Consider the following 13,681-nt stretch of genomic DNA (forward strand, 5'->3'; position numbering starts at 1 on the left):
GTGCGGGGTGGAGCCGCTCATGCATCTAACGCTGTCCACATAGGCAATCCCGACGCTGACGAGGGTCCAAGCGTCCCGGCAATCTGTGGAGCATGGAACCCAAGAAATTGAAGGCCCTGATTGACGAGCGGTGGCCCGGTACGGCCGTGGCCTCCACTCTGCAATTGGCCAGGGCAGGAATCGATGAGCGCGTAATGACTGCGGGTGTGCGCAGCGGCATGTTGCTCCGGCTACGGCGCGGAGCTTATGTTCAACGAGCGTATTGGAACACCCTCAAGCCGTGGGACCGGGATCGGCTGCTGATTACGGCGCACTATGAATCGACCGGCGGCCAGGCCCGGTACAGCCACATCAGCGCCGCACGGCTGCACTCCTGTTATCTGTGGAACGCAGGGCCGATGGTCCATGTGACAACCCAGTACGCGAATTCGCCGGGCAGCGCAGGAAGCGACGTCAAGGCTCATCGGCTTCCTCTGACTGACAGGGAATTGACCACGATCCGGACGCCCGATGGCCGGGATATGCTCACCACCAGTTTGGAGAGGACGGTGCTGGACTGTGCCCGCATTTTGCCGCTGGACCAGGCCGCGGTTATAGGTGATCATGCGCTGCGCAAAGGAGCTTCGGTGCACGCGATGCACAGACTCCTGTCCGAGACCCCAGCCAAGCGGGGGAGCCGCCGAGCACTCGACCTGCTGAATGTGTTGGACGGCCGGTCGGAATCAGCGGGGGAAACCCGGACCAGGCTGATGCTGCATTCATTTGGCCTGCAGACTTTTACCCCGCAGGTTGAGGTTCCGACTTCTGAAGGGCTCTTCCGGGCGGACTTCGCCGATCCGGAGTCCCGAGTGATCATCGAGTTCGATGGCACAGCCAAGTACACGGATTACAAACCAGCAGAAGAAGTGTTGCTCGCAGAGCGCCGGCGGGAAAACGCCCTGGTGGAAACCGGGTGGCGCGTACTCCGGCTGCACTGGAAGCACTTGGACCGGCCGAGAGAGCTCAAGGAGCGCCTGATCACTTTCCTCGACCGCACGCCCGGCATGCAAAAGCGGTCCTGACCCGCATAACCGGTGCTGGACAGCACCGGTTATGCGGGTCAGGGCCGCTTGTGAGGCTGCTGGAGGGTTACAGGGTGCCGGTGGCGATGTTGAGCATGCGGCGCAGCGGCTCGGCGGCGCCCCAGAGGAGCTGGTCGCCCACGGTGAAGGCGCTGATGTACTGCGGGCCCATCTCCATCTTGCGGATGCGGCCCACCGGGATGTCTAGGGTGCCGGAGGCTGCGACGGGCGTGAGCTCGGCCATGGAGGCTTCCTTGGTGTTGGGAACCACCTTGGCCCATTCGTTGTCCTCAGCCAGGAGCTTCTCGATCTCGGCGACGGACAGGTCCTCGCGGAGCTTGAGGGTGAGGGCCTGGGAGTGCGAGCGCATGGCGCCGATGCGGACGCAGAGGCCGTCCATGATCACGCGGTTTTCCTCGGAGGTGCCCAGGATCTTGTTGGTCTCAACCCCGGCCTTCCACTCTTCCTTGGACTGGCCGTTGCCCAGGTCCGCGTCGATCCAGGGGATCAGGGAGCCGGCCAGCGGCACGCCGAACTGGGTGGCGTCGATGTCCGTGCGCTGGTGGGCGAGGACCTTGCGGTCGATGTCCAGGATGGCCGACGCCGGGTCGTCCAGTTCCGTGCTGACCTGGGAGTTGAGCGTGCCGAACTGGCCGAGCAGCTCGCGCATGTGGCGGGCGCCGCCGCCAGAGGCAGCCTGGTAGGTCATGGAGGTGCCCCACTCCACCAGGTTGTTCTTGAACAGGCCGCCGAGGCCCATCAGCATGCAGGACACGGTGCAGTTGCCGCCGATGAAGTCCTTGGTGCCGTTGACCAGGCCCTTGTCGATGACGTCGCGGTTGATGGGGTCCAGGACGATGATCGAGTCGTCGTTCATGCGCAGGGTGGAGGCGGCGTCGATCCAGAGGCCGTCCCAGCCGCGGCTGCGGAGTTCGCCGTGGACCTGCTTGGTGTAGTCGCCGCCCTGGGCGGTGACAATAATGGGCAGCTTCGCGAGGGTGTCGACGTCAAACGCGTTCTCGAGCTTGCCGGCGCCGTCAGCGAAGGACGGCGCGGCACCTCCCGCGTTGGAGGTGGAGAAGAACACCGGGTTGATGTTGGCGAAGTCGCCCTCGTCCTGCATGCGCTGCATGAGGACGGAACCGACCATGCCGCGCCATCCGACCAGGCCGACGGAAGGGGTAGCTGCTGTAGTCATCCGTCCAGTTTAGACTTTGGAACCGGCTGGGCGCAGTCGGTTACGTCACTCCTGAACGGAACAGACGACGGCGGCACGCACCGACTGCCTACCAATGCCCGGCCAGCGGGTCACCGTGAGACGTGTCCTGCGCCTGGTTCGGGCGCCTTCCGCTCTTTCCGCAGCTTCTTGGCCCGGTACTCGTCACGGGCCATGCTGAAGGTGTACCACGCCCCGAATCCTCCCAGCGCGGTGAGGAACAAGGCGCCCCAGAAGGGCTGCCCGCCGCTTCCCGCCGGGACCAGAAGAATTACCAATGAAAGGATGACTAAAAGCCCTAAGACGGCAGACACAATTCCCATGCCCCACCATGTCCGGACCTGCGCTTGGCCCCGGCCCGGCGAGAAACCGATCTCGTCCGCAGGATAACTGTGCAGTTCGCCGGTTGCGGTCCTCCGGAGGACGCGTTTTTCTCCCCGTGACAGCGCCTCCTTGTGCTCGGCATACACGGCGTCGTTTCGCCGCTCAGCTTCTCGATTGAAAACCATCAGCAGGCTGTCCCCCTACCAGTCGAATTGCTTGGCTGTTGGTTCCGGGATTCCCCGCTCGGCCCGGAGGCGCTTGGCCGTTGAGGCCACCTTCGCCATCCGAATAGCGTAAAGGGTGCCACCCACCCCGGCCGCGGTCAGGAACAGGGCGCTCCACAGCGGTTCCTGGCCTGTACTGGTAGGTCCCGCCACCAGCACGATAGAAAAGACCGCGACGGCGGCGAAGAAAACCGCCAGCACAAGAAAGCCGACGGCGGACCGCACTTGGGCGTGGGAACTGGCAGTAACCACTCCGAGTTCATCTTTGGCGTAGCTGTGAAGTCTGCCCTCCACGGTCCGGAACAGGACCCTCTTTTCCCCGCGTGCCAGCGCCTGTTCGTGGTAGGCACGGACTTGGCCGTCCGAGTTGGGGCCGCTACCCGCATTGCTGCCTGGAATGCCGTTCTGCACGCGAGTCCTGTCGAATCGATTGAATGCGGTTCAGCACCGTTGAGACCTGCACCTCGCCGCGGCGAGAGCAAGGCGGTTGGTCGGCTGTACAACACCCAGAACCAGCCGCCAGTGAAGATGATGGAGCAGACGAGGCTTAGGTGGGTTCCCCTGGAAAGGGGTATGTACTTTCAGGGAAGTTATCTCGGGTGACCGCGACGGAACCGGGGCGGGCAGTAAACCATTCACGCGCCTGGTCGTCGGTGACAACTACTGAGGGACGGGGCAAGCCACGTTCCCTGCGAAGCCGACGTGCACGCAGTTCTCCCCGGAGGGACCGGATCGTGAGAAGCCAACCGCCGGTGCACAGGACGGTGAATACCAACGAAAACAGCATGGCACCGAGGTGTAGGCCAGCGACGCTTATGATCAGCAAAACGGGACCCAAGAGAGCCGGGACCGTTAACACGGCAACCAGCAACGACATGCTGGCGATGCTGCGTGCGGTGTAATTGCCGAAAGGCTGGGCCCCGCCAGCGCCCCATTCTGCTTCCGTGTACGCGAAAATTCTGCGGTCCGTATCTTGGGCGAAGAAATACTTGCGATCGCTTCTTATTCGTCCTGCCGTCTTACTTTCCATTGCCATCCCATCCAGCAGAGGAGGCGCGCACTGCACCGAGAACGTTAATTAAGCCCGCTTCATCCTCAACGGATGTCTGGTCGCCAACAACGCCCCCTGCAACCGAGGCGCATACCCAGTTGTCCTTATCCCGTCGAACGAGGAGTTCGGCGGTTCCGCCCGGGCCTGCAGTCCTGATACGGACCCCGCCGTTCGGGTGGTCCCGAAGGTGCTCGCTGATCAGAAACACTTCAGCCCGTTCCGCCGACACAGTGGAATCCTGAGGCACTGCAAACCACGTCAGCATGGTCCGCGGCTGAAAGAGCAACCTGGTTCTGTCGGCCTCCACATGCAGTACGCTGTCACCCAATTCGCTGGAGCGAAGGAGATCCAACTGGGTCCACCGCACGGCATTGGCCACCGTGTAGGCGACAGCGTCCACACGGGGATCAAAGGTAACGACGGAATCCTGCCCCACCTCGGCGAGCCCTCGGGCAATCAGGGAGGACAGCCCGGCCCGAACGAGTCCAGCGTCTTTGGATTCATCGAGAAGCCGGAACTGCTCTGTGCTGGTTAGCGAAGCTGGTGTGTCCTGGAGTTGTAGAACGTAGGCCATGTCTGCGATGCCGAACCCCAACGAGTAATCTTCGGCATTCCGTATTTCCGTCATTGTTGCTTTCCTCTCAACACGGCCATCTCTACCAGCCGAAGAAGTTTTTCACGCCATCGCTGACGTTCTTGGCGCCGTCCTCGAAGAAGTTGCCGAGACCGTCGAAAGTATCGTCGATGGCATCCTCGGCACCGGGGATCAGCTCCACTGCCGCCCAGGCACCGCTGATCACCATGCATGAGACGCCAATGGGTGGAGGTGCGAAGGATAGAGCACCTAATACTGCCTTCGTTCCCGAACGAATTGCATCGCCGGTTTCACCTGCTTGGATGGCATTGACTGTGTCCAGCCCATCAAGTCCGACGCTCACCACACCCAGCGCATGGCCGGCGGAATTGAGTCCAAACTTGGCGTATTTTCCAATTTCGGCCCCGTCAATACCACGGGTCATTTGAGCGAAATCGCCGAATTTTGCGCTCAGAAGATCCGGCGTGCCTGAGAAGAAGCCCCGCAGGGCGTCTTGTCGTTCAGCCGTATCCCAAAGTGCTCTCTGCCAGATCTTTCCGGGAGCGTCCGCAACCTCGTCTCCATAAACACTTACGAAGTTCGTGATGTCGCGGACACCTAGTGGAACGGTTTTTAGGCCCAGCACACCGTTGTACGCATCCCAGCCCCGGCGGAAGGGCGAATCACCGTTGGAAAGCCATTCAGGACCCCAAGGGCCCGCGGGGCCCGAGTTTCCCGCGCCGGTTCCACCGCCACCCGACATTCCGGCTGGTGAACCGCCGCTGTTGCTCGCATTCTCCTGCTGATTGGCGTGTTCCAGCAGCTTCGCGGACTCCTGCTTCAGCGCCAATGCCGTTTGCTGGAGGAGCGTACGGTGCGTGCCGTTCCACTCCGACCGGAACCTGACGGCATCCTGGCCCTTCCAGGACGAATTGTTGTTGATGGCGCTGCCCAGCGATGTTGATTGCTGCAGCAGCGAATCCGACGTTCGTCCCAGCTCCCGCGCCAGATTGCGCAGTTGCTCGACGTCGGCGCCCCACAAAGTTCCTGCCACCAGGCATCCCCCCCAATATTTTGAACCGCCGTCCCGTAGCGCGGCAGCACCCAGCCTAGGACAGCATCAGACCAGCCGCGATGGGGTGAGCTCCCCATGCGGACTGCAGCGCAGACCGGCTCAGCCCCGCTTGGTCTCCTCCAGCACAGCCGCTTTCCGGGCACGCAGCGCGAAGAAGGCGCCGAAGGCGAACACCTGCGTCACCACCACCAGCACGATCGCCCCGGCGATTTTGTTGCCGCCCAGGATCATGGTGAGCCCAACGATCGCGGACAGGAGCGCCAGCAGGGGGAGCAGCATGTACCCCAGGACAAAGAGGGTTTCAGGTTTCTTCAGCACGTTCCTAGCCCTCGGTCCTTGACCATTTGGTGAATCGGTAGCGGGTGCCGTTGGCGGCGGTCAGCCAGCCGTCCGGCGGGACGGAGGCCGAAGCCTCCCAACTGGTGCCAAGCTCGGGGGCGAACGTGTCGCCGTCGGCCTCCACATCGATGGTGGTGACCACCGCGACGTTGGCGAGATCGGTGGACTGGCGAAAAATCTCCCCACCGCCCAGGATCCAGACCGTGTCGCCGCCCTCGACGAACTGGGACTCCAGCAGCGCGTCATCGAGGGAAGGAACTACGACGGCGCCCTCCGCCTCAGGCGTGTCGGCCCAGCTTTTCTGCCGGGTGATGACGATGTTGGTGCGCCCGGGCAGGGGGCGGTACTTTTCCGGGAAGGACAGCCAGGTCTTGCGGCCCATGATGACCGGGTGCCCGGTGGTCAGCCGGGTGAAGTGTTTGAGGTCCTCCGGAAGGTGCCAGGGCATGTCCCCGTCCTTGCCGATGACGCCGTCGGGGGTCTGGGCCCACACCAGCCCAACGCCGGTGACCGAGGCGGCCAGCTCTTCGGTGAAGGACTGCGGATCCGTGAAGTTTTCGGTGCTCATACTGCGATCGGCGCCTTAATCGTGGGGTGGTGCTGGTAGCCCACCACTTCGAAGTCTTCCAGGGTGTAGTCAAAGATCGAGGCCGGCTTGCGGTTGATCTTCAGCTGAGGGTAATCGTACGGCTCCCGCTCCAACTGCTTGAGGACCTGGTCCATGTGGTTCTCGTAGATGTGCACATCGCCGCCGGTCCAGATGAACTCGCCGGGCTCCAGTCCCACCTGCTGGGCCACCATGCATGTGAGCAGGGCGTAGGAGGCGATATTGAACGGCACACCCAGGAACATGTCCGCGGAGCGCTGGTACAGCTGGCAGGACAGCTTGCCGTCGGCGACGTAGAACTGGAAGAACGCGTGGCACGGCGGAAGTGCCATGTCGTTCAGTTCCGAGACATTCCAGGCGGACACGATATGCCGGCGCGAGTCCGGGTTGGACTTGAGGTTCTCCACCAGCTCCGCGATCTGGTCGATGTGGCCGCCGTCCGGAGTGGGCCAGCTGCGCCACTGCACGCCGTACACCGGACCCAGGTCGCCGTCCGCGTCGGCCCACTCATTCCAGATGGTGACGCCCTGGTCCTGCATCCACTTCACGTTGGTTTCGCCGCGCAGGAACCACAGGAGCTCCACCGCCACGGACTTGAAGTGGACCCGCTTGGTGGTGATCAGCGGGAAGCTTTTCGTCAGGTCAAAGCGCAGCTGGCGCCCGAAAACACTGGTGGTTCCGGTCCCCGTGCGGTCCGACTTGTGCGTGCCTGAGGCCAGGACATCGCGCAGGAGGTCTTCATAAGGCGTTGGAATGCTCACGCCCCAAGTCTATCGGGGTGGTTCTGCCCTTCCTGCATCATTTCCTTCTCAGCCTGCCACGAAGCAGGTTCAGCAGGACCTCGTCGCTGAGTTGCGCTTTCCGCCCGGCGTCGATGTAACGGTCGACGGCGGCAGTCACCTCCTCCGGGACCGGCGCCGGGACTGCGTCCCCGGCACCCGCGGCGACACCGGCAACAATGGTGCCGCCCCGCCGTCGTGATTCAACAACACCGGCGGCCTCAAGTTCTTTGTACGCCCGGGCCACCGTTCCCACGGCAACGCCAAGATCTGCAGCCAGGCTCCTGACCGTCGGCAGCTGGCTGCCGGGCGCCAGGTCGCCGACTGCCACTAACGAACTAATCTGTGACCGGATCTGCTCGTAGGGCGGCGTGGCGGACCGGAGGTCGATGATGATGCCGGCGCTCACGTCACCGGTTCCGGTGCGGGGGCGGGCTTGGCGGCCCACGTGGCGGCGATGCCGCGGACGGGAATCACGGCAATCACCGCGCCCGCGGCTGCCAGGAGGATTCCGACGCCCGGCGCCGCCTGCCACGCGTTGTCCCACAGCACCGGGCCCAAAGGGTACTCGGCCTGAAGCTCGCGTCCGGTGGCCATCAGCAGCACGCCCGCCTGCACCGTGAAGAACGCGGCCAGCGTCCGGACCAGGCGGTGCAGCGAGATTGCGCGGAGGGCGGCGTCCAGGCCGGGAACCGGATCGGGGATGCTGTGGCGCCGCCGGACCATGGCAAGCGGGAGCACGGAGAATACGGCGACGGCTGCGCTGGTCCAGGCTGTTGCGCCCCACGACGCCGGCAGGGCGAGTTCGGACTGGCGGACCGCGACAATTATTGTTACGCCCACCAGGACGGCAGCAGCCGCAATCGCCGTGCTGAGCATGGCAGGCGACACCGGCTGCCGCGGCCAGTGGCGTGGCTCGCCAGGGTCCCCGTAGTTGCGGTGGAGAAGCATCTCGCCCGCAGCAACAACAGCGAGGACTACGGCGGCGGAGACTGCAACGAACAGTGCGGGATGGTCGATGACGGCAGCCGGAATAAGCAATGCGGCCAGCACCGGAACCAGCACCGCGAGCCCCATGGCCGGGCCGATCGACACCGCAAGTTTGGTGGCCGGGTGCCGGTCTATGCGCAGGACCCGGCCCGGCACCCCGCCGGACAGCTTGGGCGGCGCCCACCACCACATGGCCAGCAGGACAGCTAGGTTCAGTAAGCCGGCCGGGTTGAACCAGCTGCCGGTACCGTCGAAGGGGTCCGGGCGCGCCGCGTGATTGCCCGCGATGGCCCCGAGTCCGGAGGCGATGGTGGCCACTGTGCGCAGCAGGCGGTTCATGGCGATGGTCCGCAGGAGGCCATTGTCCTCAGGCGTCAGCGGCTCAAGCTGCCTGCGGTGCGTGATCAGCGCAAGGACTAGCCAGGTTCCCGCGGCCAGGATGATCAGCGCGCCGCCCAAGTAGGCGGCCAGTTCGACACCGGGGATGCGGCCGTCTGCGCCGTAGGTGACGTACTGGTTGTCCGGGGCGGGGCGGTATTCATAAGGGACCGGTGCGAAGCCGGGGAGGGTGGCAGTCCAGGCGATCTGCCCAGCGGCGGCAACGAAAATTGCGAGGACTGTCCAGGCAAGGGGCCGGGGCAGGAAGTCACGCACCCTCCGCACGTCCAGGGTTGCCCGGCGACGGGGGAGCCGTGGGCCGGGATAGCTCAGCTGGCCGATGGCGTGGACGGCCAGGCAGCCCAGCACCGGCCAGGCCAGAGCTGGAAGGATATCCACCGTGCCGGCTGTGGAACCTCGCGAGGGAACCGGCAGGATGCCGGCATTGGCAGCGGGCTGCAGCGAGCTCGCCAGCCAGCCGATAAAGCCCACCCAAGAGGCGTGCTGCGCAGCCGATACGGGCGTGGCTCCGCCGCCCGGGGCCCGAATGACCCAGCGAAGCAGCACATAGATCCCCGCTGCCAGCAGGAACGGCCACAGGACCGCCATCGGTGGAACGTTGGTAAAAACGGCAATGGCGTCGCTGCCCGGCACATCATCCCCCAGATTCGTGCAACTTTGTATCGAGTATTTGATACAAAGCTGGACGGGTCAAGCAGGCTTGGGGGTGCTAGTCGTCGAATGGCTTGAACTGCTCGACGGCGACGATCCGGTTCTTCCCGCCGGACGCCACATGGCACACCACCAGTTCACCCGGCGAAAGGTACGGCTCCTCGGACGGCAGGAGGCTGCGCAGGGCTCCGGGCATGTGCTTCGCAAGCTGCGCGAACACCGTGGGAAGTGCCGGGCGGTGCGTGCAGACGGCCACCGCCCGCTGCTTGTCGAACAGCGACTCGATGACCGCCGCGGTCTTCTTCGGGCTGCGCTCGTGACGGTGTTCCGTCAGCGCCTCGGCCATCTTGACCTTGGCACCCGCGGCCTTCGCATAGGGTGCCACCGTGGCCACGCACCGCAGCCAGGGACTGGTCACCACGCGCGGCGGCTTCCACGCCTGCAGCAGCCGGCCGACTGCCTGCGCCTGCCGTGTTCCCGTCGCTGCGAGCGGCCGCTCGCCTTCGGCCTTGGTCCAGGACGAGCGCGGTTTGGCTTTGGCGTGGCGGACCACCACGAGCGGCCAGGTGTTCAGCTCGCCGCGTTCGTGGGCTTCGCGCAGGTACTGCAGAGGTACGACGTCGGAGGGGTTGGACAGCAGCGTGGCCGCCTTCTCCGGGTCGCACCACATCACGCTGTCCACCTCCTTGCCGTCGGGAACAAGCGTGGCTCCGTTGACCTTGACCGCCCAGTAGTAGACCACCTTCAGGCCGGACGCCACGTGGTAGTGGATGGGCGGCAGGGGAATCCCCAGGGGCGCGTCCAGGCCAATCTCTTCCCGGACTTCCCGGAGGGCGCATTCGGGGACGGTCTCGCCGTCGTCGATTTTGCCCTTGGGCCACGACCAGTCGTCATAGCGGGGACGGTGGATCAGCAGGACTTCAAGCTTGTCCTTGCTGACCCGCCATGGCAGGGCGCCCGCAGCAGTTACTGCTACTGGTTCCCCCGGATGGTCTGTCTGGTCTGCTACGAGTGCATCGCTCGACAAAACAGCTGCCCTTAACGCCGGCTCAGGCTGCGCTGCCGCGGCCGGGACGCCAGCAGCCACGACTGGACGTCCTCCAGCGGCTTGCCGTCTTCCGCCAGGTGGTGCCGGCTCCATGCTCCCTCGTTGTCCAGGTGCCAACTGGCGGTTTCCGGTGCCATGTAGCGCTTGAGCAGGTCAAGGACATAGGCGATGTCGTCGGCGCTCGCCAGCTGGACCAGGGCTTCCACCCGGCGGTCCAGGTTGCGGTGCATCATGTCCGCGGAGCCGATGTACACCACGGGGTCACCGCCGTTGGCGAAGGCGAACACCCGGGAGTGCTCGAGGAACCTGCCCAGGATGGAACGGACCGTGATGTTTTCGCTGAGGCCGGGAACGCCGGGGCGCAGCGAGCAGATGCCGCGGACCACCACGTCCACCTTCACGCCGGCCTGCGAGGCGCGGTACAGCGAATCGATGATGGCCTCATCCACCATGGAGTTCACCTTGATCTGCACCCGCCCGGGCACGCCGGCACGGGCATTGCGGATCTCCGTCTCGATCCGGTCAATCAGCCCGGACCGCACCGAACGCGGCGCAACGAGCAGCCTCTTGAACGTGGACTTCGGGGCATAGCCGGAGAGCTGGTTGAACAGCTTGGACAGGTCCTCGCCCACCTGCTCGTTGGCGGTCAGGAGGCCCAGGTCCTCGTAGTACCGCGCCGTGCGGGGGTGGTAGTTGCCGGTTCCGATGTGGCAGTACCGGCGCAGTCCGTCCACTTCCTGGCGGACCACCAGGGACAGCTTGCAGTGCGTCTTGAGGCCCACGATGCCGTAGACCACATGCACGCCGGCCTGCTCGAGCTTGCGGGCCCAGGAGATGTTGGCCTGCTCATCGAACCGCGCCTTGATTTCCACCAGCGCGAGGACCTGCTTGCCGGCCTCGGCTGCGTCAATCAGGGCGTCAACGATGGGCGAGTCGCCCGAGGTGCGGTACAGGGTCTGCTTGATGGCCTGCACCTTGGGGTCCGCGGCGGCCTGCTCAAGAAACGCCTGGACAGAGGTGGAGAACGAGTCGTACGGGTGGTGCAGCAGGATGTCGCGGCGGCGCATGGCGGCGAAGACGTTCGCAGCTTTGGACGTCTCGGATTCGTTCAGGTACCGGGAGGTGTGCGGAACATGTTTGGGGTAGTGCAGGTCCGCCCGGTCGATGCCGGCGATGACGGACAGGCCCCGGAGGTCCAGCGGCGCGGGCACCGAGTACACCTCGGATTCCTCCACGCCCAGCTCGCGGATCAGGAGCGCACGGATATTGGGGTTGATGTCGTTGGTGACCTCAAGCCGGACCGGCGGGCCGAAGCGGCGGCGCAGCAGTTCCTTCTCGAGTGCCTGCAGGAGGTTTTCGGCGTCGTCCTCTTCCACCTCCACATCCTCGTTCCGGGTGACACGGAAGGTGTGGTGCTCCAGGACCTCCATACCCGGGAACAGCTTGTCCAGATGGACGGCAATGACTTCCTCAAGCGCGATGAAGCGGGCAACGCGGCCTGCGACCGCGCCGGCGCGGGGACCGTCAATGGAGATCAGGCGCGGCAGCTGGTCCGGTACCTTGACGCGGGCGAAGAGCTCTTTGTCGCTGATGGGGTTCCGCACCACCACGGCCAGGTTCAGTGAGAGGCCCGAGATATAGGGGAAGGGGTGGGCCGGGTCCACCGCCAGCGGCGTGAGGATGGGGAACACCTTCTCGGCGAACATGACGCTGAGCTGCTGCTTGGCGGCGTCGTCCAGCTCATCCCAGTGCATGAGGTGGATGTGCTCATAGGCCAGGGCCGGGCGGATCTGCTCCGCGTACACCTGCGCATGCCGCTGCTGGAGCCGGTGGGCTTCCTCGCTGATCCTTTCCAGCACCTCAACCGGACTCAGGCCGGCAGGGGAGGGAACGGCAAGGCCCGTGGCGATGCGGCGCTTCAGGCCGGCCACCCGGACCATAAAGAACTCGTCCAGGTTGGAGGCGAAGATGGAGAGGAAACTGACACGTTCCAAGAGGTGCAGGGTGGGGTCTTCGGCAAGTTCCAGGACCCGGGAATTGAAGCTGAGCCAGCTCAGTTCACGGTCCAGGAAGCGGTCCGGCCGGATGTCGCCTTCGGGCTGAAGGTTCGGCGCGAACTCCGGAATGTCGATGCGGTCCTGGGTGGCGCGGGACGCCGGCACCTCCGAGGAACCGAAGCGGGCGCGCACTGGTACAGCCACATCCTGGGACGTAGCTGTTCCGGAAGGTTCCGGGTTCATGGCATCTCCTTTACCTGGCGCTTGATGCTGGCGCTTCCGGCCCGCGGGGTTCTGTTTCAACCTTACAAGCATTCAGTTCGCGCAAGCCCTCGATTTCGGGCCTCCCGGCCCGTGTGTCAGCCGATTGGACTAACCGCTGCCACCGGCCCGTACATCACGTCCATGTCCCACCGGGTGAACCCCAGCCGGCGGTACAGGGAAACGGCCGGGGCGTTCTCTGCATCGGTGTACAGCATGACCGCGTGCAGCCCCAGATCCTGGAGGTGTTTGATGCCCGCAATCGTGAGGGCTTTGCCAAGACCCTTGCCCTGGGCCTCCGGCGCCACACCCACCACGTAAACCTCGCCAATGGCGGGGTGCGAACCGTGCCGCGGGTGCACCTTGGTCCAGTGGAAGCCCAGTAGCCGCCCATCACGGTCCTCAGCGAGGAGGAAGCCGGCCGGGTCGAACCATTCCTCGTCCATGCGGGCTTCCAAATCCGCCCGGGTCAGGTTGCCCTGCTCCGGGTGATGCGAAAATGCCGCGCGGTTCACTGCCAGCCAGGCGTCCTCATCCTGCCCCGGCACAAAAGCCCGGACGGAAACACCCTCCGGAAAACCGGCGTCGGGAAGATCGGCGCCCGCGGTCGTCATGCGCATCTTCCACAGTTCGCGCACGGGCGCGTAGCCGTAGCGGGCGGCAAGGTCTGCGGCGGCCTCGTGGTTTCCGTGGGACCAGGCCTTCAGCCCGTCAAAGCCCCGCGTTTCCTTCAGCGCGCCCACCAGGCGGTCCGCGACGCCCTGGTTGCGGTAGGAGGGGTGTACGGCAATCTCCAGGATTCCGCTGCCGTCCTGTTCGTCGACCACCGCGGCGAACCCGGCCAGGTCCTGCCCGGTGGAGGGGTCGGAGTCCTCATCGGGGGCGTACAGCGCCAGGGTCAGCAGTGAGTGCTCGGCTGAATCTCCGGCGCGCATCGTGACCAGGGTCTGCTCCGAGATGGACGGATTCCCGTCGGACTCCTCGGCCGCAGCCAGCAGGTCGCGGCAGTCTTTCAGGAGCTGCTGGTCAACCCCGCCTCGGACAACATGGACGGGCCACTTCTCAGGGTGCGCTGAAGTCATGAG

The 13,681-nt window shown here is 64.8% G+C and carries 14 protein-coding genes; 1 reads left to right on the forward strand and 13 read right to left on the reverse strand.

Annotated features, from left to right (window positions below; translation table 11 throughout):
- Positions 1-92 precede the first annotated feature (92 nt).
- A complete protein-coding gene (locus AC5RWA_RS03410; protein ID WP_494056569.1) occupies positions 93-1,061 on the forward strand; it encodes a hypothetical protein in 969 nt (322 codons plus the stop codon).
- Between the two features lie 67 nt (positions 1,062-1,128).
- Here AC5RWA_RS03410 and asd read toward each other — a convergent pair whose 3' ends face one another.
- The 13 genes from asd to mshD form a co-directional block, all read right to left on the reverse strand.
- Complete coding sequence (asd, locus tag AC5RWA_RS03415) at positions 1,129-2,259, reverse strand: aspartate-semialdehyde dehydrogenase (RefSeq protein WP_494056570.1); 1,131 nt, start codon at positions 2,257-2,259, stop codon at positions 1,129-1,131.
- A gap of 110 nt (positions 2,260-2,369) precedes the next feature.
- On the reverse strand, positions 2,370-2,786 hold the full coding sequence (locus AC5RWA_RS03420; RefSeq protein WP_494056571.1) for a hypothetical protein: 417 nt from the start codon (positions 2,784-2,786) through the stop codon (positions 2,370-2,372).
- Between the two features lie 15 nt (positions 2,787-2,801).
- Positions 2,802-3,236 (reverse strand): hypothetical protein, encoded by a 435-nt coding sequence (locus AC5RWA_RS03425; protein WP_494056572.1) that lies wholly within the window; start codon positions 3,234-3,236, stop codon positions 2,802-2,804.
- Positions 3,237-3,844: 608 nt separating this feature from the next.
- Positions 3,845-4,504, reverse strand: a complete 660-nt coding sequence (locus AC5RWA_RS03430; RefSeq protein ID WP_494056573.1) for a hypothetical protein — start codon at positions 4,502-4,504, stop codon at positions 3,845-3,847.
- A gap of 28 nt (positions 4,505-4,532) precedes the next feature.
- Positions 4,533-5,504: a WXG100 family type VII secretion target gene (locus AC5RWA_RS03435; protein ID WP_494056574.1), complete on the reverse strand. Its 972-nt coding sequence runs from the start codon at positions 5,502-5,504 to the stop codon at positions 4,533-4,535.
- Between the two features lie 120 nt (positions 5,505-5,624).
- A complete protein-coding gene (locus AC5RWA_RS03440; RefSeq protein WP_115525250.1) occupies positions 5,625-5,843 on the reverse strand; it encodes an NF038396 family protein in 219 nt (72 codons plus the stop codon).
- 4 nt (positions 5,844-5,847) lie between these two features.
- Positions 5,848-6,432 (reverse strand): dihydrofolate reductase, encoded by a 585-nt coding sequence (locus tag AC5RWA_RS03445; RefSeq protein WP_494056575.1) that lies wholly within the window; start codon positions 6,430-6,432, stop codon positions 5,848-5,850.
- On the reverse strand, positions 6,429-7,232 hold the full coding sequence (locus tag AC5RWA_RS03450) for a thymidylate synthase (RefSeq protein ID WP_079596638.1): 804 nt from the start codon (positions 7,230-7,232) through the stop codon (positions 6,429-6,431). Before AC5RWA_RS03450 ends, AC5RWA_RS03445 begins: the two co-directional genes overlap by 4 nt.
- A 37-nt stretch (positions 7,233-7,269) precedes the next feature.
- Positions 7,270-7,659: a GntR family transcriptional regulator gene (locus AC5RWA_RS03455; RefSeq protein ID WP_494056576.1), complete on the reverse strand. Its 390-nt coding sequence runs from the start codon at positions 7,657-7,659 to the stop codon at positions 7,270-7,272.
- Entirely contained in the window at positions 7,656-9,227 is a 1,572-nt protein-coding gene (locus tag AC5RWA_RS03460) for a hypothetical protein (protein ID WP_494056577.1), read from the reverse strand. Before AC5RWA_RS03460 ends, AC5RWA_RS03455 begins: the two co-directional genes overlap by 4 nt.
- A gap of 121 nt (positions 9,228-9,348) precedes the next feature.
- Complete coding sequence (locus AC5RWA_RS03465) at positions 9,349-10,317, reverse strand: NUDIX hydrolase (RefSeq protein WP_494056578.1); 969 nt, start codon at positions 10,315-10,317, stop codon at positions 9,349-9,351.
- Between the two features lie 11 nt (positions 10,318-10,328).
- A complete protein-coding gene (locus tag AC5RWA_RS03470; RefSeq protein ID WP_079596640.1) occupies positions 10,329-12,578 on the reverse strand; it encodes an RNA degradosome polyphosphate kinase in 2,250 nt (749 codons plus the stop codon).
- A gap of 116 nt (positions 12,579-12,694) precedes the next feature.
- Positions 12,695-13,678: a mycothiol synthase gene (mshD, locus tag AC5RWA_RS03475; protein ID WP_494056579.1), complete on the reverse strand. Its 984-nt coding sequence runs from the start codon at positions 13,676-13,678 to the stop codon at positions 12,695-12,697.
- Between the last annotated feature and the right edge of the window lie 3 nt (positions 13,679-13,681).

It is taken from the genome of Arthrobacter sp. 210 2 (assembly GCF_059093025.1).

What these genes read in the sequence shown, in the direction of transcription:
- AC5RWA_RS03445 (WP_494056575.1), bottom strand. Translation starts at nt 6,432, where the DNA reads ATGAGCACCGAAAACTTCACGGATCCGCAGTCCTTCACCGAAGAGCTG.
- AC5RWA_RS03460 (WP_494056577.1), bottom strand. Translation starts at nt 9,227, where the DNA reads ATGGCGGTCCTGTGGCCGTTCCTGCTGGCAGCGGGGATCTATGTGCTG.
- mshD (WP_494056579.1), bottom strand. Translation starts at nt 13,678, where the DNA reads ATGACTTCAGCGCACCCTGAGAAGTGGCCCGTCCATGTTGTCCGAGGC.
- AC5RWA_RS03430 (WP_494056573.1), bottom strand. Translation starts at nt 4,504, where the DNA reads ATGACGGAAATACGGAATGCCGAAGATTACTCGTTGGGGTTCGGCATC.
- asd (WP_494056570.1), bottom strand. Translation starts at nt 2,259, where the DNA reads ATGACTACAGCAGCTACCCCTTCCGTCGGCCTGGTCGGATGGCGCGGC.
- AC5RWA_RS03470 (WP_079596640.1), bottom strand. Translation starts at nt 12,578, where the DNA reads ATGAACCCGGAACCTTCCGGAACAGCTACGTCCCAGGATGTGGCTGTA.
- AC5RWA_RS03420 (WP_494056571.1), bottom strand. Translation starts at nt 2,786, where the DNA reads ATGGTTTTCAATCGAGAAGCTGAGCGGCGAAACGACGCCGTGTATGCC.
- AC5RWA_RS03410 (WP_494056569.1), top strand. Translation starts at nt 93, where the DNA reads ATGGAACCCAAGAAATTGAAGGCCCTGATTGACGAGCGGTGGCCCGGT.